A 20,771-nucleotide genomic window follows, 5' to 3' on the forward strand; every position below is an offset into this window, starting at 1 on the left:
ACTTTCGCCCGAATGTGAAAGGGAGATGGGGCCTCCTACCAGCTCAGGGGCATAACGGCAACGGACAACGGGCGCGCCATGTCCTAAGAGTCGTTCGGATTTCGTGCTTCCTGTTCGGAAATCCGGCTCCAGACTTCGGGAAGCACTCTATGCCGCAGGCTGGCCACGGTTCGCGGCAGTCTTAAGATCCATGGAAGCCCGCCCGGGACAAGACCGGTTTGACTACGCTGGAGGGATGATTTGACGACTCGACCCAAGACTTCCCGGCTCATGCTCGGCTTTGGGCTCGCGATGGTCGTGGGGGCGCTGCCCGCCTGGGCGGCACCGGCGGACAAGGTTTTTACGATCGCAAACTATCCGGTGGATGCGACGGCCAAGGACGCGGTTGCGGCCAAGGAGAAGGCGCACGCCGAGGGCCAGCAGGCTGCGCTGGGCGCGCTGCTGAAGCGGCTCGTTCCCGTCACTGCCTACAACCGCATAGACCGGCTCAAGGGCGTGCGGGCAGCGAACTATATCGACGGCGTTGCCGTGCGCTCGGAAAGCAATTCGAATACGCGCTACATCGCGAGCCTCGACTTCTCGTTCCAGGCCGACAGCGTGCGCGAGCTCCTGCGGCGCGAGGGCGTGCCGTTCGTGGAGGAGCAGGCTCCGCGCATGGTGCTCGTGCCGGTGACGGCAGAGCCCGGCGAGAAAGGGGCCATGCGCTATCGTCCGGCGGGCGGAACGTGGAGCCAGGTGTGGAAGGGGCTCGATCTCGACAACACGCTGACGCCGCTCAAGATCGAAACGCTTCTGCCGGTGGTTCATGACGACACGATCGCGGCAGCCATCAACGGCGACGACAGCGTCGAGCGCATCCTGACGAACGAGTACAAAGCGGATTACGTGCTGTTCGCGGTTGCCGAGGTGGACACCGCCGGCAAGCAGCTCAACGTGACGCTGGCCGGCATCGATCCGGCCGGACTGCTCTCCTGGCGGCGGAGCTATCGGCTCACGGACGGTGATGTCGCCTACGCCATGGAGTTCGCGTCCGTGGTGACGCAAGGCGTGCTCGAAGGGCGCTGGAAAGTCGCCAAGACCGAGGAGGGCGGCCAGGGCGGCGGTTTCTCCGGTGGCGGTGGCGAGGTTCACATGGCGGTCGAGTTCACGAGCCTCGGCGAGTGGAACGATCTCAGGGGGCGTCTTCTGGATCTCCCGGGCGTGGACGACGTGCGCATCGGGGCTGTCTCGGCGCGCAGCGCGGAAGTTTCTCTCCGCTATCCCGGGGGAGGCGCGGGCCTCGCACCCGTATTGGCCCGACAGGGCCTGACATTGACCGCCGGCGGAGGATTGTGGACGCTCCGGTCCGGCTATTAGGCAAAATTACGGATTTTGCTCGCGATCAACATCTCTTATCGTGCTCGAATTCAAATTCTTAAGTGACCGGTTGCGCGCCAGATTGACGAGATCGGGTGCAAAATTTGGCCGGTTGGCGTAAGACGCCCGAAAGGTGCGTCTTACGCCTTTTTGGGATCGACTGGTTTTCAGGTCTTGTGCATCGCTCGGGCCATCGAGCCGGTCGGATCCAGCCGTACAGAGGGGCCGGTTGGATTTGATGTCGGATAACGTGACGTATGGTCGTATTTCGAGAGACAGGTACCAGCCAGTTGAACATTCCGAACCTGATCACGTTAGGGCGTGTGATCCTGGTGCCCGTGGTGTTCTGGCTTCTGGTGTCGGGACAGACGCAGCTCGCGTTCTTCGCGTTCGTGCTCGCGGGTGTCTCTGACGCGGTCGACGGTTTCATCGCCAAGCGCTTCGGCCTTTCGACAGAACTCGGCGCCTATCTCGATCCGTTGGCCGACAAGCTGTTGATCGTTTCCATCTTCGTAGCCCTCGGCGTGCGCGGCGCGTTGCCGTCGTGGCTCGTGATCGCGGTGGTCTCGCGCGATATTCTCATCGTCGTCGGCGTCATGCTCTCCTGGCTGCTCGATCATCCGGTGCGCATAAGCCCCCTCATCGTCAGCAAGGCCAATACCGCGGCGCAGATCGTGCTGGCGGCCACCGTGCTCGCCGACGACGGCTTCGGCCTCGGGCTCGAAACATTGCGGGTCGGGCTGGTGTGGATTGCGGGGGCGCTTACGATCGCGTCGCTCTGGGCGTATCTGCGGGCTTGGCTTCGACACATGTCTGGGTAAAAGTCCCCGCAGTGGAGCGGCGCGCGGCGTGCGCGCCCGGCACGGGGGAAGGCATGCGCGCGGAGCGGCAGGTTCTGTTTTGGGTCACGGCGGCGGGATTGCTCATCCTCACGATCGCGGTCCTGAAGGACATCCTGCTGCCGTTCATCGCCGGTATCGCGATCGCCTATTTCCTGAGCCCGCTCGCGGATCGTCTGGTTTCGCTCGGATTGAACAGGGTCGTCGCCTCTCTCCTGATCGTCGCGACGCTCGCCGTCGTGATGATCGCGGCGCTGGTGCTGATCGTGCCCATCATCCTCACGCAGGCGCAGGAGCTGGCGGCGGCGCTTCCGGGTGAGATCACGCGGCTGAGGGGCGCGTTGGAAACATGGGCCCGGGAGCGGCTCGGCCCTGGTTTCGCCGGTTTGGATGCGCAGATCGGACGCGCGTCGGACCAGTTGGCGGAGAACTGGGCGAGCCTCGCGGGCTGGGCGGCGACTTCGATCTGGAGCGGCAGCTTAACGATCGTGAACTTCCTGGCCTTGATGCTCGTGACGCCGCTCGTCGTTTTCTATCTGCTCGTGGACTGGCACCCGATGCTCGAAAAGATCGATGGCTGGCTGCCGCGAAATCACGCGGCCTCGCTCAGGGGCCTCGCCTCCGACATGAACGACGCGGTGGCGGCGTTCGTGCGCGGGCAGGGAACAGTGTGCATCATTCTCGGCATCATCTACGCGGTCGCTCTCTCGGCGATCGGGCTCAACTACGGACTTCTGATCGGTCTCATGACAGGGTTGCTTGCTTTCATTCCGTTCGTCGGCTGGGCTTTGGGCTTCATGACGGCGACGACCGTCGCCATCGTTCAGTTCTGGCCGGAGATGCTGCCGATCCTGGTCGTGGTGGGGGTGTTCCTGGCCGCGCAGGGGCTCGACGCAGGCTTCCTGAGCCCCACCATCGTCGGTTCCAAGATCGGTCTGCATCCGGTGTGGCTGATCTTCGCGCTGTTCGTGTTCAGCTATCTGTTCGGCATCGTCGGCACGCTGGTCGCGGTTCCGCTGGCTGCGGCGCTGGGCGTGCTGATCCGCTTTGCGCTCGATGTCTATCTGAAGAGCCCCGTCTACCGGGGCACGGCTCCCGCTACGATCGAGACGCTGCCATGACCGCACGCGCCACCAAAGCAGCGGAGCCCCAGCAGCTCGTGCTCGCGCTTCCTCATCGCCAAGCGCAGGAGGCCGAGGATTTTCTCGTCAGCCGGTCGAATACGACGGCTGTCGATCTCGTGGATAGCTGGCCGGGCTGGCCGCTTCATGCGGCGACTGTCGTCGGACCGGCAGGCGCCGGCAAAAGCCACCTCGCCAACGTGTGGCGCGCGCGCTCGCATGCCTCGGTGGTGGCTGCGCGTACGCTCGACGAGACGGCCGTTGCCGCTTTCGAGCAGCAGCGCACGCTCGTGGTGGAGGACATCGATCGCGGTATCGGGAGCGAGCAGGTTCTCTTCCATCTGCTCAATCTCGCGCGCGAGAAGTCCGGCTCGCTGCTGATGACCTCCCGCATCGCGCCGGGAGAGATGACGATCGCTCTGCCGGATCTCAGGTCGCGGCTGCGGGCCATCCCGCCGGTGCTGATCGAGCCGCCTGACGAAGCGCTTATCCGCTCCGTTCTGGTGAAGCTCTTTTCCGACCGGCAACTCGCCGTCGAGCCGCATGTCGTGAGCTATCTTGCGCTGCACATGGATCGCTCGATGGATGCGGCCACGCGGGTGGTCGCGGTGTGCGACAGGCTTTCGCTCGCCATGCAACGGAAGGTGACGCGAGCCGTTGCCGCGGCTGCCCTTGCGGCGGAGCGCGAAGATGCGGAAGATGGCGGCGGCGAAGGCTAGGATCTTTTCGTCACGATGGCGTTGCGCCTCATCGGGTGCGAAAGTGATTCGATCTCCCGTTCTGGCGCGCCATTTCCACCAGGGGGCCAGCCACCGCGGCTTTTTTGCGTGATGAAACAGGCGCTAAGGCCGTCATCATACTGTTGCACGTTGTACGCCTCATTCGGGCCTACCGATTGGCCGGAATGATTGCAGGAAAGACGACATGGCTTCAGCAAAAGGTAAGCAGAAAGTGGAAGCACGCGCGCCGGTTCCCGCAACTCCCGTGCCCGAAGGTCCTGCCCGGTTCTACAATCGCGAGCTTTCGTGGCTGCAGTTCAACAGGCGCGTGCTCGAAGAGGCCCAGAACAAGCAGCATCCGGTGCTGGAGCGGCTGCGCTTCCTATCGATCTCCGCCTCCAACCTCGACGAATTCTACATGGTGCGCGCGGCGGGCATCTACGGCCAGATCGCGGCCGGGGTCGCGACGCTGACCCAGGACGGCCTGACGCCGAAGCAGCAGCTCATGGAGATCAATCGCTTCGCCGCTAAGCTCGTCGCGGACAAACAGGCGTGCTGGAACGAGATCAAGAAGGACATGGCCACGGCGGGTATCGAGATCGTCGAGCCCGCCGGTCTCTCGCCTGCCGAGAAGACGTGGCTGCAGCGCCTGTTCCTCTCGCACATCTTTCCGATCCTCACGCCGATCGCCGTCGATCCCGCCCATCCGTTCCCGTTCATTCCGAACCTCGGGCTCACGATGGTCGTCTGGATGCAGCGCAAAAGCGATGCGAAGGCCATGAGCGGGCTCATCCCGATCCCGAGCCAGCTCGAGCGCTTCATCCGGCTGCGCGTGGAGGAGACGGCGAAGTCGACGCAGCTTCGCTTCATTCAGCTCGAGGAGCTGATCGGCATGTTCATCTCGGAGCTGTTCCCCGGCTTCGACGTGAAGAGCCAGGGCGCGTTTCGCGTGCTGCGCGACAGCGACGTGGAGCTGCAGGAGGAAGCGGAAGACCTGGTGCGCTCGTTCGAGACGCTCCTGAAGCGGCGGCGCCGTGGCCATGTGATCCGGCTGGAGCTCGATGCGCGCATGCCGGACAGGCTCAAGAAGTTCGTGATCGACGAGCTGGAGGTGGGGGAGGAATCCGTGTTCCTCAAGGAAGGGCTGCTCGGGCTTTCCGATACGTCGCAGCTCATCGTGCCGGACCGGCCCGACCTCGTGTTCAGCGTGTTCAATCCGCGCTTCCCCGAGCGCATTCGCGAGTTCAACGGCGATTGTTTTGCCGCCATCAGCAAGAAGGATCTCGTCGTCCACCATCCTTACGAGAGCTTCGACGTGGTGGTGCAGTTCCTGCGGCAAGCGGTGGCCGATCCCAACGTCATGGCGATCAAGTGGACGCTCTACCGGACGTCGCGCGACAGTCCGATCGTGCAGGCGCTGAAAGAGGCCGTCGAGGCGGGCAAGTCCGTCACGGCGGTGGTGGAGCTCAAGGCGCGCTTCGACGAGGCCGCCAATATCCGCTGGGCACGCGATCTCGAAAAGGCGGGCGTGCACGTGGTGTACGGCTTCATCGAGCTCAAGACGCACGCCAAGCTCGGACAGATCGTGCGCCGGGAAAACTCGGAGCTGGTCACCTACTGCCACATCGGCACCGGCAACTATCATGTGCAGACGGCCCGTATTTATACGGATCTTTCGCTCTTCACGACGGACGCGGGTATCGCGCGCGACGTCACCCGCATCTTGAACTTCGTCACCGGTTACGGTGAGCCTGCGGAGCTCGAGTACGTGGCAGCGAGCCCGCGCGGCATCCGCAACCGCATTCTCGATCACATCGAGCGCGAGATCGCGCATGTGAAGGCGGGGCGTCCCGGCGCGATCTGGATGAAGATGAACTCGCTCGTCGATGCGCAGATCATCGATGCGCTCTACGAGGCGAGCCAGGCGGGCGTCGAAATCGATCTCGTGGTGCGCGGCGTGTGCTGCCTGAGGCCGGGCATTCCGGGGCTCTCGGAGAACATTCGCGTCAAGAGCATTATCGGGCGTTTCCTCGAGCACGCGCGCATCTACTGCTTCGGAGAGGGCGAAGGGCTGCCGTCGCCTGCCGCTGCGGTCTACATCAGCTCGGCGGACATGATGCCGCGGAACCTCGACCGGCGCGTCGAGGCCATGGTGCCGATCAAGAACGCCACCGTGCACGAGCAGATTCTCGACCAGATCATGGTTGCCAATCTCAAGGACAACCAGCAGAGCTGGGAAATCAAGGCAGACGGGTCGTCCTCCCGCATCGAGCCTGCCCCGGGCGAAATGCCCTTCAACGCGCACAAGTACTTCATGACAAATCCTTCGCTCTCGGGGCGCGGACAGGCGCTCAAGAAGCATTTTCCCCCGCGCTTCGATTTGCAAAAAGACTAGACCGGCGCCGCTTGAGCCCCTATCAAGCAGACGCGTATTTCACGGCCTAAACTCATGATGTAGAGCGGGTTTCGCGTTTTTGGCGTGGTTTGGCAAAAACAGTCGCTCCGGGCAGGACTCATCGGTGAGCTTGACGCAGGTGTTCGGCGGGCGCGGAAAAGCAACGGAGCTCGAGCCTCTCGGCGTGATCGACATCGGGTCGAACTCGGTGCGTCTCGTGGTGTACGAGGGCGCCGTGCGGGCGGCCATGCCGATCTTCAACGAGAAGGTCCTGTGCGGGCTCGGCAAGTCGATCGCCTCCACCGGGCATCTCGGCGCTGAGAGCGTGGAGCGGGCGCTCGAGGCGTTGCGGCGGTTCCGCGCAATCGCGCATATCCTCAAGGTAAAGAACCTCCGTGTGCTGGCCACCGCGGCAGTGCGCGAAGCCGAGGACGGGCACGACTTCATCGTGCGCGCGGAGAAGGCGGCCGGCACGCGTATCGAAGTTCTTTCCGGCGAGATGGAAGCGCAATTCGCCGCCTACGGTATCCGCATGGGCTTCATGAATGCGGACGGACTCGCGGCCGACCTCGGTGGCGGCAGCCTCGAAGTGATCGACATCTACAAGGACCGCCTCAACGACGCGGCGACCCTGCCGCTCGGCGGCCTGCGTCTCATCGACCAGACGGCGAACCGCATCGAGCGCGCGCTGCCGGTGGTGGATGAATCGGTTGCGCGCATCAACTGGCTGGTCAACGGGCGAGGGCGTCCGTTCTACGCGGTCGGCGGCACGTGGCGCGCGCTTGCCAAGCTGCACATGGAGCACACGAACTACCCCCTGCGCGTGATGCACGGCTATTCCATTCCGACGCGCGAGGCGATCGAGTTCTGCCAGTTTGTGCGCCGGACGAAGAAGGTTTCGACTCTCAGGGGTATGGAAGAGGTGGCGCGCGCGCGGCGCGACGTGGTGCCCTACGGCGCGCTGGTGCTCGAACGTCTGCTCGAGGCGCTGGCGCCCTCGGAGGTGATCTTCTCCGTCTTCGGCATCCGCGAAGGGCTGCTGTTCAGCCTCATGACGCCGCACGAGCAGGCCAAGGATCCGTTGCTCTGTTTCTGCGAGGACTATGCGCGCCTCAGGTCCCGTTCGGTCGCACATGCGCACGAGCTCTGCTCATGGACAGACGCGCTGTTCGAGGGGGATGGCCTCAAGGAAACGGAGGAGGACCGGCGGCTGAGACATGCCGCGTGCCTTCTCTCCGACATCGGCTGGCGGGCGCATCCCGACTACCGGGGTGAGCAAAGCCTCAACGTGGTGGCTCACTCGGGGATGTCGGGTATCGATCATCCCGGCCGCATCTTCCTCGCGCTCGCCGTCTACTACCGGCACGTGGGATCGGACGAGGCGAAGGGGGACGATCTTTCGGCCCGGCTCCGGCTCGCGGTCAGCAAGCGGGCGCAGAAACGCGCTCGCATCATCGGCGCGGCCATTCGCGCGGCCCATATGCTCTCGATCGGCATGCCGGGCGTCATCGACGAGACCAAGCTCTCCTACGAGGGACCGAAGCTCGTTCTCACCATTCCCAGGACTTACGAGGCGCTCGACGGCGAACGGCTGAGGCGGCGCTTCGGAATGCTCGCAGAGCTTGTGCAACGGGAGCCGGAGATCCGCATTCTGGGCTGAGCACAGACGCAAATTTGCGCTGGTCTCGGGCGCTTCTGATCCCGTATCTATCGTAGCCAGTGGCCGACCGGCCTTCATATCCTCGCGCTGAGTGTTTTCTTTGCACTTGACCCGCCCCTGTCCAGGATCTTGCTTCTTGCCGGAAAGCCGGATCGCGCGGTGGGGCTCGAAGCGATTGTGGGATGAAAAGCACACTAAGGATGCACGCCGCTCATGGCCGATGATCCCTACGAAATTCTGGGCGTGCCCCGTGGCGCGACCGACGATCAGATTCGGCGTGCCTACCTCAAGCTCGTCAAAGAGCTGCATCCCGACGTCAATCCATCGAAGACGGCCGAGGAGCGTTTCAAGAAGGTGACGGCGGCGCATGACATCGTCGGCGACCCCGATCGGCGCCGGCAGTTCGATGCTGGCGAGATCGATGCCTCGGGCGAGCCGCGCAGGCCTGCCTATCGGCCGCAGGGCGCGGGGGCGCGGTCGCGTGGCGGCGGGCCGATCTTCGAGGATTTCGGCGACGTCTTCTCCGACCTGTTCTCCGGCATGGGACGCGGCGGTGGAGGCCGCGCCGGGTTCTCCACGAAGGGGCGGGATGTCCGCTACACGCTGGACGTGGATTTTCTGGAGGCCGTGCAGGGCGCGAAGAAGCGGGTGACGCTGCCGGACAACGGTGTGCTCGATCTCGCCGTGCCGGAAGGTGTGTCGGACGGGCAGATCCTCCGTCTTCGCGGGCGCGGAGAGCCTGGCGTGGCGGGCGGCGAATCCGGCGACGCGCTGGTCGAGATCCGCGTGCGTCCGCATCGCGATTTCCGGCGCGAGGGCGACGACATCCTGATCGAAGTGCCGATCACCATCGACGAGGCGGTTCTTGGCGGCAAGGTGGAGGTTCCGACCGCGTCGGGCCGGGTGCAGCTCACCATCCCCAAGGGCACCAGCTCCGGGCAGGTGCTGCGGCTCAAGGGCAAGGGCATCCGCAATGCGGCGACGGGAGCGACCGGCGATGAGCTGGTCACGGTGCGCATCGTGCTACCGGATACCATCGACGACAGCCTCTCGTACTTTCTGACGGAATGGCGCCAGAAGCATAAGTACGATCCGAGGAAGTAGGGCAACAGGCAGCGGAGTGTCGTGCCGCCGCGCTCAGCTCTCCTCGGGAAGGCCGATGGCGAGCACCTCGCCTTTGGCGAGCGTCAGAGCCAACTCGCCACGCTTCAGCTTGAGCGCGTCCTCGCCGAAGAGCTGCCGGCGCCAGCCCTTGAGGGCGGGGACATCGGGATCCTTTTCGCTCGCGATGCGCTCCAGATCGTCGGCGTCTGCGATGAGGCGTGGGGCCACGCGGTGACGTGCGGCGGAGGCCTTGAGCAGCACCTTCAGCAACTCGATGGTGGCGGTGGCTTCCGCGGACATGGGCTGGCTGTGCGGAAGCGCTGGCACAGTCTTCGGATCGCGCTCGAGGCCGCGCTTCACCGCGTCCACGATCTCCTTGGCGCGCTGTGAGCGCGAGAAGCCGTCGCTCAGCGTGCGAAGCTCGGAGAGTTTCTCCGGGCTCGTGGGCTGCTGGTTGGCGATGTCGTAGAGAGCTTCGTCGCGCAGGATGCGTCCGCGCGGCACGTCCTGCGCCTGCGCAAGGCGCTCGCGCCAGGCCGCCAGCTCGATCAGAACGGCGAGGGCTTTGCGGTTCTTGACGCGCATCTTGAGGCGCTGCCAAGCGTTCTCCGGGTGGCTCTCGTAGGTCGAGGGCGCGGTCAGTTCCGCCATCTCCTCGTCCAGCCACGATTCCCGGTTGGTCACCTCGAGCTCGGTCTTGAGGTGGGTATAGATGTCCCGCAGGTGAGTGACGTCGCCAATGGCGTAGACGAGCTGTTTTTCCGTCAACGGACGGCGGCTCCAGTCGGTAAAGCGCGAGCTTTTGTCGAGGTCGCGGCCGGTGATCTTCTTCACCAGATTGACGTAGCTCACGCTTTCGCCGAAGCCGCAAACCATGGCGGCGATCTGCGTGTCGAAGACCGGCGCCGGGATGAGGCCTGCCTCGGAGAAGACGATCTCGATGTCCTGGCGCGCGGCGTGGAAGACCTTCACGACCTTCTCGTCCGCCATGAGGTCGTAGAAGGGCTTTAGATCGAGGCCCTCCGCCAGCGGGTCCACGATCACCTCGTCGCCGGGGCCGGCGAGCTGGATCAGGCAGAGGTCAGGCCAGAACGTCTGCTCACGCATGAACTCGGTGTCGACGGCGACGAAGTCGCCGGCGGCGAGCCTGGAGCAGGTTTCGGAAAGGGCAGAAGTCGAGGTAATGACGCGCATTGCGCGACGGTTATAGACACGGGAAGCGCGGATGTCGCTAGTTCCGTGCGCGCCGGGCGCATTTTCTCCCCGATGAGCGTCGGGGAGACACGACGCTGCGGCGCGGCCGTCCGGTGCCATTCGGCCGGTCCGGCGTGCTCGCTTGCGGTTCTCGCCGCTTGAAGGCGTGCCCTTTCGCGCGCGCCAAGTCCGGCCAAAATAAAATCCGGCGGAAAAGTAAAATGGCAGGGTGCGACATCTAGTCAAGTAAACGCCTGTGATGTATAAAATTCCGCAGGCGCGGGTCACGAGCAGTCACGGATTTCTAGAGGGCGAAGGTTTCGGATTAGGCCAAACTATTGTTGGCCGGTTTCCGATTTTGCTCGCCTTGTTCAAATCCTGAAAACGAAACTCCAAAATATTGATTTGCGCTGCCATTCCGCGTGCGGTTGCCCCGCATGACGTGTCGCGGGCGTTGCGGCCGCTAAGGTGTCGCGTAGGAGTGTGGCGTGCAAGAGCTTGGCAGGAAGAGCCCGATCGGTGTCCGAAGCTCCGCGCTTCAGCCTTATATGATCGCAGAAAATCCATTCAAGCGTGTGGCGACCGGACCCGCAGTGCAGCTTATCGCGCGGGATGCGTTCGTCTCCGATACGGCCATCAAGCTCGATCAGGTTATTCTGGAGATCCGCTCGCTCGGCCGGGAAATCCAGATTTTGAAAGGCGACATTGCAGAGGTGCGCGAGGACGCATCGCGGAGCTACCGGTTTTCCGAATTTCAGGAACGGGAGTATAAGGCTCGCGCTGCAAAGATCGACGATCTCTCGCGCCGATTTGATTTCTTGAAAACGCGGCTCGATGCGGTCGATGGAAATTCGAAAGGGGATTATCAAGCTTTTCGGACTTTCGAGGCCGTTAGCCGCCGTTTGACGGAATTGGGGACGCTTGAGCGTGAATTCCGGGAGGTTTCCGGAAAGTTGAAGCTCAGCGCGGGGCTGTTTTCGGCGTCCGTGGCGATGTGGCTGGTGGTGCTGGTCCTGCTCTGAACCCGCCGATCGACCGAAGCCAGACAACTTGGACAAGGCGGCTTTGGGCAGCTTCCCCAGGCTCGTCCTGACTGCCTCGCTGCGGGGGGTGATGCCGACGGGCTCTTTTCACCTAAGAGACTGATTCAAAATCGGCTTTCTCGAACTTGCAAGCGTGGCTCCCGGGTTGCCCGCTCCGGTCTGCCGGAACGGTCCCCAAAGCCTTGACTTTGCGGGGGCATCATGCGCTTTTCCGCCAACTTCAATCAGGGGTATAGCCACGGGCACGCCGGATTCGTTCGATCCGGCGTTTGGATCGGGGCCTCAAGGTATTGGCAGATGGCAGACGGGAAGAAGGCGGAAGCGGGCGTGGGCAAGGCAGGGGCGGCTCAGGGGACGCTGCATCGATACCGGTCTCATACGTGCGGGGCGCTGAGGTCTGGCGACATCGGGACCACGGCGCGTCTTTCCGGCTGGGTCCATCGCGTGCGCGACCATGGCGGCGTTCTGTTCATCGATCTGCGCGACCACTATGGCGTGACGCAGGTGGTTGCCGACCCGGACAGCCCGGCCTTCAAGATGGCCGAGACCGTGCGTTCGGAGTGGGTGATCCGCGTTGATGGCAGCGTGCGCAAGCGCCCCGACGGCACGACGAATGCGGAATTGCCCACTGGCGAGATCGAGGTTTACGCGACCGAGATCGAGGTGCTGTCCGAAGCCAAGGAATTGCCGGTCCCCGTGTTCGGAGAGCCGGACTATCCGGAAGACCTGCGCCTCACCTACCGCTTCCTCGATCTGCGCCGCGAGACGCTGCACGGCATCATCATGAAGCGGCTTCAGATCACGAAGTCGCTGCGCGCGCGGATGCATGACGCTGGCTTCAACGAATTTCCGACGCCGATCCTGACTGCGTCCTCGCCCGAGGGTGCGCGCGACTTCCTCGTGCCGTCGCGTATTCACGCGGGCAAGTTCTACGCGCTGCCGCAGGCTCCGCAGCAGTACAAGCAGCTGCTCATGGTCTCGGGCTTCGACCGCTACTTCCAGATCGCGCCGTGCTTCCGCGACGAGGACCCGCGTGCCGATCGTCTGCCGGGCGAATTCTATCAGCTCGACCTCGAGATGAGCTTCGTCGAGCAGGAGGACATTTTCCAGACGATGGAGCCGATCCTGACCTCCGTGTTCGAGGAGTTCGCGGACGGCAAGCGCGTGGATCGCGGCTGGCAGCGCATTCCCTATGACACGGCCATCGCAAAGTATGGCTCCGACAAGCCGGACCTGCGCAACCCGATCGAGATGCAGGATGTGACCGAGCATTTCCGCGGCTCGGGCTTCAAGGTGTTCGCGCAGATGATTGAGCGCGATCCCAAGGTGCGCGTGTGGGCTATCCCGGCTCCGGGCGGCGGTTCGCGCGCGTTCTGCGATCGCATGAACGCGTGGGCACAGAAGGAAGGCCAGCCGGGTCTCGGCTACATCTTCTGGCGCGAGGAGGAAGGCGCTGCCGGTGCCGGCCCGATCGCGAAGAACGTGGGCGCAGAGCGGGCTTCCGCCATTCAGGCGCAGATGGGCCTCAAGACGGGCGATGCCTGCTTCTTCACGGCTGGCGATCCAGCCAAGTTCTACAAGTTCGCGGGGCTGGCGCGTGATGAGGTGGGCCGCGAGCTCAAGCTCGTCGACGAAGGGCGCTTCGCGTTCGCGTGGATCGTCGACTTCCCGTTCTACGAGTGGAACGAGGACGAGAAGAAGATCGACTTCTCGCACAACCCGTTCTCGATGCCCCAGGGCGGTCTGGAAACGCTCCAGGCGGCGACGAGCCCGGAGGACTATCTTAAGATTAAGGCCTACCAGTACGACATCGTCTGCAACGGCTATGAGATCGCATCGGGCGGCGTGCGCAACCATCGCCCCGATGCGATGATCGCCGCGTTCGGCGTCGCAGGGCTCGGGCCTGAGGTCGTCGAGGAGCGCTTCGGCGGCATGCTGCGCGCGTTCCAGTACGGCGCACCTCCGCACGGCGGCATGGCAGCCGGCATCGAGCGCATGGTGATGCTGCTCACGGGCACCAAGACGGTGCGCGACGTAGCCCTGTTCCCGATGAACCAGCAGGCCAACGATCTCTTGATGGGTGCGCCGAGTGAGGTCTCGCCGAAGCAGCTTCGCGAGCTTTCGATCCGTGTGGTGACACCCGAGAAGAAGTAGGCCTTCGTTTCAGCGTGTCTGGACCCCGACCTACGTCGGGGTGACGCCATTTGCGCGGATAGCGGCTCTCCTCCCAGGGCCGTCATCCCGGCGCCATGCTTGGCACGAGCGGCCGGGATCAAGGCTCTGTGAGCAAGAACGCGGATGCGCGCCGATCATCGATATGCATCGCAATTGCGCTCATGCCCGGCAAGTGCTGGGCGAGGAGCGGGTGTTGTCGTTCGTGCGGTCTGGTTTCAGCGCCCGCCGATGCCGAGGCCGTCGAGGTAGATCAGCACGGCGGCTTCGAGCAGCTCCTCGGGGCGCATGGGGATCGGGCGGCGGGCCTGATCGCCGCGAGCGAACAGCGCGGCGATGCCGTGCGACAGCGACCAGATGTGAAGTGCCATCATCAATGGCGGCGGGCGGCGCTCCTTCGGCAGCGTGGCAATCAGCGCCTCGCAGGCTTCGCGCAGCACGGCGAAGGCGCGGTCTCCCTCCGCGCGGACTTCCGGATATTCCGAAAGCGAAAGGCCGGATTCGAACATGGCCGAGAAGTAGGCGGGCTCGCTGCTGGCGAAGGCCAGATAGGCCGCGCCGAGGCGGTTGAAAGCGTCCCGTGCGTTGGGGCGCCCTTCGTTCCAGGCGACGGTCAGCGCGCGGGTGAAGGCCTCGAAGCCGCGCTTGGCTATGTCAGCGATGAGGGCGTCCCGGTCGCGGAAATGGCGATAAGGTGCGGCGGGAGAGACGCCGGCCGCCCGCGCGGCTTCGGCAAAGGTGAAGCCTGCCGGACCCTTCTCGCGGATCAGGTTCAGCGCGGCCTCGATCAGCGCCTCGCGCAAGTTTCCATGGTGATAGCCGCGGCGCTCGCCGGGCCCGCGGTCTTTGTGCCAGCTCATGAAAATGAGTGTAGCTTATTTGGCGGCAGCGGGCAGCAGGTAACGGGCAGTAGGCAGTAGGCAGTAGGCAGTGGGGCGACGGCGAGTGAGGGTTGGGGAAGACGGGTGACAATCATTTACGTTGATGCGGATGCCTGCCCGGTGAAAGAGGAGGCCCTGCGGGTTGCGGACCGGCACGATCTTGCGATCGTCTACGTGTCCAACACCTGGATGCGGCTGCCGGAAGGCAGCAAAGTCGAGCGTGTGGTGGTGCAGGAGGGGCCGGATGCGGCCGACGACTGGATCGCGAGCCGTATCGTGGCGGGCGATATCGCGGTGACGGCCGATATTCCTCTGGCCTCGCGTTGCCTCAAGACTGGCGCTCAGGCCCTCGGCCCCACGGGTAAGCCGTTCACCGACGCGAGTATCGGCATGGCGCTCGCGATGCGCGATCTCTCGCGGCATCTGCGTGAGACCGGTGAAGGCGGCAGCTTCAATGCGTCGTTCACGCGGCAGGACAGATCGCGCTTCCTCGAAGCGCTCGAGCTCGCTGTGCAGCGGGCGAAGCGGGGCAAATGAAGTCGGGGCAGCAGGCAGCGGGCAACAGGTAGCCCGTGGGTAGTAGGCAGTAGGCAGTAGGCAGTAGGCAGTAGGGTTCCACGGCGGGTGAGGACGAGGGGGAAACTCGTCTCCTCGCGCTAGTTCTTGATCGAGCGCAGCTCCTCGGCGATGCGCGCGGACTGGGACGGCCAGCTCGCGGCAAGCCAATCGTCGGTGCCGAACAGCCAGTACCAGAAGCGGTTCCGGCGGAAGTACCGCTCGACCGTGACCTTGTGCATCTTCTCGACGGTGGTGGAGAGGGAGTGCAGCATTTCCACAGGCCTCGCCGCGGCCTGCTCCAGGCTTTGGATGCGGGCGACGAGGGTGGCGACGGCGACCGCCGCGTCCTGCCCCTGGCTGTCGAGCGTGGTCGCCAGGGTGTGCTGGTTGGTGTTGATCTTGGCCAGGCTGTCGTGCAGCTCGGAGAGATCCTGCGTGAAGCCTTCGGAGAGACGCGTGAAGGCCGCGTGTCCGTTCGTCACTTCCTGGGCGATGGTCTCGCTCAGGCGGGCGAGCGCGTCGCGCAGGCTGACGCGATCCTGCGCGGCGAGGCTTTCGGCGTTCTCGGCCCGCGCGGCGTGCGCGTTGAGCGCCTCCTCCAAGAGGCCGAGACGGCGATGGGCTTCCGCCAGGCTGTCGGTTGCGGCCGTGTGCTGGGCGTCGCGCGCCGCGGCGGCGGCGTTCAATTGCTCGACGATGGGGGGCGAGACGAGGTTTGCGATCTCTCCCGGCTGACGCTCGAGCCCGGCGGTGAGGGCCTGGATGCTGGCGTTCAAGGCCTGCTCGTTCGTGCGCGCGTGCTCGCGTTCCTCAAGGGCGGCTTCCTCGATGGCTTCGAGGCGATCGAGAAGCGGTGCCAGATCCACGGTCTGCTTCGCGGCGAGGGATTCGACCGCGGCGCGTGTCACCGAGATCTCGGCCTGCAGTGCGCGCTCCAGCAACCCCAGGCGGTCCTGAAGCGGTCCGAAGTCCGCCGACACAGGGTTGCGTGCCGATAGAAATGCCTGCTCGAGGCTCTGCAAGCGGTCTCCGAAGACGGTCTGGATCTTCTCGTGCGTGAGGCCGCCGAGGCGGGTCGCTTCTTCGCGTTGAGCCATGAGTTCCCGCTGCAGATCTTGCAGCACTCCCGATAAGATTTTTCTCTCGTTTGCCAAGTCGCTGGTGAGGGCACGCACCGATTGCTCGAGGGTGTCGATGCGCGATTGCTGGGTCTGCGCCTGAGCGGCCGCGAGGCTCGCCAAGTCAGATGAAATGGTGCGAGAGGGCTGAGGCGGCACGGCGGCGGCGCTGCGAACGCGCTCGCGCACGGCTTCGACGTCGAGCGTAGCCTCCGGCATGGGGGCGGCCAGAGTGCGCGGGAAGACGCCAGGCAAGAGCCGCCCCAGGCTCGCGAACTCGACGCCGCTGTCGAACAGCGCGTAGACAACGTCGGCGACGCTGACGGGGGATTGCTTGCGGTAGGCGTGAGCGGCGGCGAGCCTCAGCACCTCCTCGAGCGCTTCGGCGCGCCTCGGCACGGTCTTGCCGTTGCCGGGTGCGGCCGGGATCTCGGTTGCGATGACGGTCGCGGCCTCGCGGCGCAAGGCAGCGACGCGCACGCCGCGGATTTCGAACGGCTCGGCGGCGTCCTCGGTGCGGGTGAGGGCGTAGATGAGATGCTCGATGCGCACCTCGTTGGCGCGGTGGGCGGCCGCCACGTCGAAGGCGTGGTTGCAGCAGTCGAGTACGGTTTCGTCGACCCAGATCGGGGCGCCGCGCGGTGCGCCGGCGGAGGGACGCGTTCTTTGGCTTACGAAAAACGGGTCGGCCTGTTGCGGCTGGGCATGGTCTCCTGGCGCGGCCTGGGGCGTCCTCAGATCCAGATCTTCGCCTCGGTAACCCATACTCTACTCCCGTCACGCAACGCGAAACGCGGAGTACACAATCTCCGGATTTCGCCCCCACACAAATGCGCGCGATCCGATCGAACGTTCTGTCGTTCGACCCCACCCGTGCGGCTCGCCGCAATCGCGCGCCGGCAGACAATATCCTCTAATTCCGCACGGGGCGAGAGGTGTGGCGGACATGGTAAATCGCGCCAGCACAAGGGTTAGTGCCGCCCGCGCTTTCCCAGATTCCCGCCATGCTGGGGTCAGAATCGGTGATAAACTCTCTTGCACAACCGAGAGAGCCGATACGTGACTGGGTTCGAACCGCAATTTCCGCGCCTGAGGCGGCCCTCCATCAAAGGGATGCTGCTGGCGCTCGGCGCTGCTCTCTCGCTCGTGGGCGGCGGAGCGAGCGGCGCAGTCGCGGCGCCGGGGGATACCAAGCCCTACGACGACAAGCTGATGCGGCTCGCCGAAATTCTGGGTGCTGTCCATTACTTGCGCGAACTTTGCAGTGCGAACGATGGGCAGGTATGGCGTGACCGGATGAAAGAGCTGCTCGACACGGAAGGGGGCACCGCGTTGCGGCGGGCGCGCCTCACACGCAGCTTCAATCAAGGCTATCGCAGCTATCGGCGCACCTATGTGACGTGCACGCCGACGGCGCAGTCGTCCATCGAGCGTTTCCTCGCCGAGGGCATTCAAATTGGCGACGGACTGGTGAAGAATACGCCTTAACTTCAGTGCACTCGGTAGGACGAGCGCCATGCGGCGGCGGCGTTCTCACGAAACAGAGGGTAGCGGGTAGTTTACTGTGAATTACCGCGGGGTCTGGTCGCCAAGGTTCACCGTGTTAGGTGTACGAATTGCAAGGGTCGAGAGTCGTGAGGCGAGGGGTGGCTTGGCTTGGCTCTCGAATTAGCTTCCTGGGGGAAGGACTGTGATGGCTACTCATATCGAACTCAATTCGTCCGAAGACCTGAGCTTCCGCGCGCTTAGCCTTATTCTCGCGGCTTGGGACGAAGGGACGGAAAGTGGGGTCGCACCGGAGCAGATGGCCTATGCCGCTCTGTTCACGGCGCTGACCGATCTTGTCTCTCTCTATGGAGAGGATGCCGTCAAGAAGCTCGCAGTCGGGCTCGAGCGGCGGATCGAAATGGGCGAATTCACGCTCGATCGCAACGTGCAGTAAGCTCGTTTTCTTTGCTTTCCGTCGTCTAGGATCTTGAAACTCGGCCGCCATGCGGCCGGGTTTTTCCGTTTGTGACCCTGTCTCAGGTCAACATCTTCAGCACCATCTCGCCTATCAGCAGGGCGCCGAAGCCGATCAGCAGCACGCCCGAAATGCGGTTCGTGTAAGCCAAATGCGCCGGGCTGAAGCGGTGGCGCAGGCGGCCGATCAGGCGCGAGAGGCCGAGCCACCACATGAAACTTCCGCCCATGATGGACGCGACCATGGTCAGGGCGTCCACGTAGCTGTGGACCTCCACGAAGGTGCTGATGCCGCCGAAGATGGCGAACAAGCCGAGCACGGCGCCGGGATTGGTGATGGTGAGGAAGAACGTTTTCGGGATGTCCCAGGCATAGTCGCGCAGGGACGCTGCTCCTTCGCCCTCGGCCTGAACGCTCATCAAGCGTGGCGGCGCGACGTAGAGCTTGAGGCCGAACAGGATCAGCGCGAGGCCGCCTACGATCTGGATTGTCTGGCGGTGATATTCGATGGCGCCCGAGATGGCGCCGACGCCGAGGCTGGCGAAGAGAGCGATGAGGCCGTCGCCCAGCATGGCGCCGATGCCGGCGGCGAGGCCGCCCCAAAAGCCGCGTTCGATGGCGCGCTGTATGCAGAGTACGTTGACGGGACCGACTGGAGCCGCGACAAGCACACCGATCACTATTCCAACGGGGATGATCAGCAGGTTGGGGACTAGCTGCATGCGCGCCACCTTGGCGACAGCGCTATATCGACTTCCGGCATTGCACCTCGAATGGGACCTGGCTGACCCAGGTCGATGGAAGGGAAATCAGAGCCTCATGGGTTACGAACCGAAGGTGCTCGCATTCGCTGTGGATGGGATCGCACGCGCTCCCGACGCGCAAAGGGCGGTCTCGAAGCAAAACACCACGATGCACACCCGGCGGCGAGCCGCAAACGGCAGTCTTGGCGCGCTTTCATTGGTAGCGGCGGCGCTGTGCCTTGTCCATGCCAATACCTCAAGTTTTCAGGCGCTTGCGGGGGAAAAAGCGGCTGTCGCGGAAAAAAGCGGCGCTGCCGAAAAGGTGGTGCCCGAGGAGCGGGCGTTCCATGGCGCGCTGCCTCCGAACGTGGCGGATATGCGCGAGCAGATCCTTGCAGCCGTGCACGCCGGAGATGTGGCGGAGCTGAAGGGCGCCATCGAGTGGAACGAGATCAAGCCGGATTTCGGCGAGGACGCGAACAAGGATCCGATCGCGTATTGGAAGAAGATCTCGGCCGACGGAGAGGGGCGGGAGGTGCTCGCGACCATCGCGAACCTGCTGGCGCTGCCTCCAGCGCGTCTCGCCATCGGGAAAGACCCCGAAAACACGATGGTCTACGTCTGGCCGTACCTGGCCGAGCTGCCGCTCGACAGCCTGAAGCCTCAGGAGGAGGTGGATCTCTATCGCCTCGTGCCCCCCGCGGCTGCCAAGTCCATGCGGGATGCGAAAAAATGGGCGTGGTGGCGTATTGCTATCGGAGCGGATGGAACCTGGCACACGTTCCGGAAGTACCAGTAGAGGTATTTCGCGGCACACGGGGCAAGGGGCGGACATTCTTCCCGTGAGGCGAGCTGCGGCATGACGCGCCTTGCGTTGCAGTCCTCTATTCTTAAACGGTATCAACCAATTCCGCTGTGGGGATGCAGGTATCTGGAAGGTTCGATATAGTGCCCCCATGTAAGTGACCGCGCCCTTATTGGTCGGTGCGGTCGGGTCAGCGTACTTCGAGGTTGAATGATGTTTGGGTTCAGGATTTCCGCGCTTGTTCTCGGCGCCGGGCTTGTTGCTTTCGGAGCCGCTGCTCCGGCAGCCGCGCAGGGCCTCAGCCAGTATGGAATGTGGGGTGGCCCGCCCGCCAGCTCCAAGCCGTCCTATCTCGGTGCGGGGCCGGCTATGATGAAGCCGGTCGATCTGATGCAGGGCGGCGGGCGGCCGTCCATCTCGGCGAAGGCACCTCAAACGGCGAGCTTCTCGAACGGGTTCGCACCGGGCTCCATCGTCATCGATACCGCAGGACGCAAGCTCTACTACACGCTCTCGCAGAGCGCGGCCTATGTGTATCCCATCGCCGTCGGCAAGCAGGGCTTCGCCTGGACCGGCGTCGAGCGGGTGTCGCGCATCGAGGACTGGCCGGATTGGATCCCGCCCGCGGAGATGCGCCAACGCAAGCCCGGCCTGCCGGTCCGCATGACGGGCGGCCTCAACAACCCGCTGGGCGCCAAGGCGATCTATCTCGGCAATACGCTCTACCGCATTCACGGCACCAACGATTCCAAGTCGATCGGGTCGGCTTCCTCGTCGGGCTGCTTCCGGATGCACAACGAGCACGTCGTGCATCTCGCGCAGCACGTCAACGCCTCGACGGTCGTATACGTGATGAAGCGCCTGCCGAAGTCGGGTACCGTGATGCCGCCGGGCTATACGCCTGCCGCAAAGGCTCAGCCGCAGCAGGCTAGCGAGCCTGCGCCGGAGGCGCCGCCTGCCGCCGCTCAGCCGGATGCGGCTGCTCCGCCGGCCAACGGAGCCGCGCCCGAGGCGAAGCCTGCCGATCAAGGCATCTGAATTCCAGCGTTCCGCGGGGGTGCGACGACTTAAACCTCCGCGGACGTTGTAGGCCCGCGCCGC

Annotated in this window: 18 protein-coding genes; 14 read left to right on the forward strand and 4 right to left on the reverse strand. The window is 64.2% G+C overall.

Annotation, left to right across the window (positions count from 1 at the left end; translation table 11 throughout):
* Window positions 1-240 precede the first annotated feature (240 nt).
* The 7 genes from F812_RS22370 (at window position 241) to F812_RS0103310 (ending at window position 9,194) form a co-directional block, all read left to right on the forward strand.
* On the forward strand, window positions 241-1,356 hold the full coding sequence (locus tag F812_RS22370) for a DUF2066 domain-containing protein (RefSeq protein WP_156827196.1): 1,116 nt from the start codon (window positions 241-243) through the stop codon (window positions 1,354-1,356).
* 290 nt (window positions 1,357-1,646) lie between these two features.
* Window positions 1,647-2,177, forward strand: coding sequence for a CDP-alcohol phosphatidyltransferase family protein (locus F812_RS0103285; RefSeq protein WP_020084531.1), 531 nt, complete (start codon window positions 1,647-1,649; stop codon window positions 2,175-2,177).
* Window positions 2,178-2,230: 53 nt separating this feature from the next.
* The gene (locus tag F812_RS0103290) at window positions 2,231-3,316 is read left to right on the forward strand and encodes an AI-2E family transporter (protein ID WP_020084532.1); all 1,086 of its coding nucleotides are present in this window, start codon (window positions 2,231-2,233) and stop codon (window positions 3,314-3,316) included.
* The gene (locus F812_RS0103295; protein WP_020084533.1) at window positions 3,313-4,035 is read left to right on the forward strand and encodes a P-loop NTPase family protein; all 723 of its coding nucleotides are present in this window, start codon (window positions 3,313-3,315) and stop codon (window positions 4,033-4,035) included. The genes F812_RS0103290 and F812_RS0103295 overlap by 4 nt, the downstream gene beginning before the upstream one ends.
* 205 nt (window positions 4,036-4,240) lie before the next feature.
* Window positions 4,241-6,430, forward strand: a complete 2,190-nt coding sequence (locus tag F812_RS0103300; RefSeq protein WP_020084534.1) for an RNA degradosome polyphosphate kinase — start codon at window positions 4,241-4,243, stop codon at window positions 6,428-6,430.
* Between the two features lie 124 nt (window positions 6,431-6,554).
* Window positions 6,555-8,090, forward strand: coding sequence for a Ppx/GppA phosphatase family protein (locus tag F812_RS0103305; protein WP_245257614.1), 1,536 nt, complete (start codon window positions 6,555-6,557; stop codon window positions 8,088-8,090).
* Between the two features lie 213 nt (window positions 8,091-8,303).
* Window positions 8,304-9,194 (forward strand): DnaJ C-terminal domain-containing protein, encoded by an 891-nt coding sequence (locus F812_RS0103310; RefSeq protein ID WP_020084536.1) that lies wholly within the window; start codon window positions 8,304-8,306, stop codon window positions 9,192-9,194.
* Between the two features lie 33 nt (window positions 9,195-9,227).
* Here F812_RS0103310 and rnd read toward each other — a convergent pair whose 3' ends face one another.
* Window positions 9,228-10,388, reverse strand: a complete 1,161-nt coding sequence (gene rnd, locus F812_RS0103315) for a ribonuclease D (protein ID WP_020084537.1) — start codon at window positions 10,386-10,388, stop codon at window positions 9,228-9,230.
* A 488-nt stretch (window positions 10,389-10,876) separates the two neighbouring features.
* On the opposite strand from rnd, the gene F812_RS0103320 reads away from it, so the two are divergent.
* Both F812_RS0103320 and aspS read left to right on the forward strand, forming a co-directional pair.
* A complete protein-coding gene (locus F812_RS0103320) occupies window positions 10,877-11,410 on the forward strand; it encodes a hypothetical protein (RefSeq protein WP_156827197.1) in 534 nt (177 codons plus the stop codon).
* Between the two features lie 378 nt (window positions 11,411-11,788).
* Window positions 11,789-13,585, forward strand: a complete 1,797-nt coding sequence (gene aspS, locus F812_RS0103325) for an aspartate--tRNA ligase (RefSeq protein ID WP_026867812.1) — start codon at window positions 11,789-11,791, stop codon at window positions 13,583-13,585.
* Window positions 13,586-13,821: 236 nt separating this feature from the next.
* On the opposite strand, the gene F812_RS0103330 is transcribed toward aspS, so the two are convergent.
* The gene (locus F812_RS0103330) at window positions 13,822-14,463 is read right to left on the reverse strand and encodes a TetR/AcrR family transcriptional regulator (protein ID WP_020084540.1); all 642 of its coding nucleotides are present in this window, start codon (window positions 14,461-14,463) and stop codon (window positions 13,822-13,824) included.
* Between the two features lie 105 nt (window positions 14,464-14,568).
* Between F812_RS0103330 and F812_RS0103335 the strand changes: the two genes are divergently transcribed.
* A complete protein-coding gene (locus F812_RS0103335) occupies window positions 14,569-15,021 on the forward strand; it encodes a YaiI/YqxD family protein (protein WP_020084541.1) in 453 nt (150 codons plus the stop codon).
* Window positions 15,022-15,140: 119 nt separating this feature from the next.
* Here the strand turns inward: F812_RS0103335 and F812_RS0103340 are convergent, their stop codons facing one another.
* Window positions 15,141-16,925 (reverse strand): hypothetical protein, encoded by a 1,785-nt coding sequence (locus tag F812_RS0103340; RefSeq protein WP_020084542.1) that lies wholly within the window; start codon window positions 16,923-16,925, stop codon window positions 15,141-15,143.
* 294 nt (window positions 16,926-17,219) lie between these two features.
* Between F812_RS0103340 and F812_RS0103345 the strand changes: the two genes are divergently transcribed.
* Both F812_RS0103345 and F812_RS0103350 read left to right on the forward strand, forming a co-directional pair.
* Complete coding sequence (locus tag F812_RS0103345) at window positions 17,220-17,648, forward strand: TIGR02301 family protein (RefSeq protein WP_245257615.1); 429 nt, start codon at window positions 17,220-17,222, stop codon at window positions 17,646-17,648.
* Window positions 17,649-17,853: 205 nt separating this feature from the next.
* Window positions 17,854-18,102, forward strand: a complete 249-nt coding sequence (locus tag F812_RS0103350) for a hypothetical protein (RefSeq protein ID WP_020084544.1) — start codon at window positions 17,854-17,856, stop codon at window positions 18,100-18,102.
* A gap of 82 nt (window positions 18,103-18,184) precedes the next feature.
* Here the strand turns inward: F812_RS0103350 and F812_RS0103355 are convergent, their stop codons facing one another.
* Window positions 18,185-18,844, reverse strand: coding sequence for a LysE family translocator (locus tag F812_RS0103355; protein WP_020084545.1), 660 nt, complete (start codon window positions 18,842-18,844; stop codon window positions 18,185-18,187).
* A 97-nt stretch (window positions 18,845-18,941) separates the two neighbouring features.
* On the opposite strand from F812_RS0103355, the gene F812_RS25200 reads away from it, so the two are divergent.
* On the forward strand, window positions 18,942-19,664 hold the full coding sequence (locus F812_RS25200) for a hypothetical protein (RefSeq protein ID WP_020084546.1): 723 nt from the start codon (window positions 18,942-18,944) through the stop codon (window positions 19,662-19,664).
* A 216-nt stretch (window positions 19,665-19,880) separates the two neighbouring features.
* Entirely contained in the window at window positions 19,881-20,708 is an 828-nt protein-coding gene (locus F812_RS25890) for a L,D-transpeptidase (protein ID WP_020084547.1), read from the forward strand.
* Window positions 20,709-20,771 lie beyond the last annotated feature (63 nt).

Source organism: Hyphomicrobium zavarzinii ATCC 27496, assembly GCF_000383415.1.
Taxonomy (GTDB): domain Bacteria; phylum Pseudomonadota; class Alphaproteobacteria; order Rhizobiales; family Hyphomicrobiaceae; genus Hyphomicrobium_C; species Hyphomicrobium_C zavarzinii.

What these genes read in the sequence shown, in the direction of transcription:
- F812_RS0103350 (WP_020084544.1), top strand. Translation starts at nt 17,854, where the DNA reads ATGGCTACTCATATCGAACTCAATTCGTCCGAAGACCTGAGCTTCCGC.
- rnd (WP_020084537.1), bottom strand. Translation starts at nt 10,388, where the DNA reads ATGCGCGTCATTACCTCGACTTCTGCCCTTTCCGAAACCTGCTCCAGG.
- F812_RS0103300 (WP_020084534.1), top strand. Translation starts at nt 4,241, where the DNA reads ATGGCTTCAGCAAAAGGTAAGCAGAAAGTGGAAGCACGCGCGCCGGTT.
- F812_RS0103340 (WP_020084542.1), bottom strand. Translation starts at nt 16,925, where the DNA reads ATGGGTTACCGAGGCGAAGATCTGGATCTGAGGACGCCCCAGGCCGCG.
- F812_RS0103330 (WP_020084540.1), bottom strand. Translation starts at nt 14,463, where the DNA reads ATGAGCTGGCACAAAGACCGCGGGCCCGGCGAGCGCCGCGGCTATCAC.
- F812_RS0103290 (WP_020084532.1), top strand. Translation starts at nt 2,231, where the DNA reads ATGCGCGCGGAGCGGCAGGTTCTGTTTTGGGTCACGGCGGCGGGATTG.
- F812_RS25890 (WP_020084547.1), top strand. Translation starts at nt 19,881, where the DNA reads ATGATGTTTGGGTTCAGGATTTCCGCGCTTGTTCTCGGCGCCGGGCTT.
- F812_RS25200 (WP_020084546.1), top strand. Translation starts at nt 18,942, where the DNA reads ATGGGTTACGAACCGAAGGTGCTCGCATTCGCTGTGGATGGGATCGCA.
- F812_RS0103295 (WP_020084533.1), top strand. Translation starts at nt 3,313, where the DNA reads ATGACCGCACGCGCCACCAAAGCAGCGGAGCCCCAGCAGCTCGTGCTC.
- F812_RS0103355 (WP_020084545.1), bottom strand. Translation starts at nt 18,844, where the DNA reads ATGCAGCTAGTCCCCAACCTGCTGATCATCCCCGTTGGAATAGTGATC.
- F812_RS0103310 (WP_020084536.1), top strand. Translation starts at nt 8,304, where the DNA reads ATGGCCGATGATCCCTACGAAATTCTGGGCGTGCCCCGTGGCGCGACC.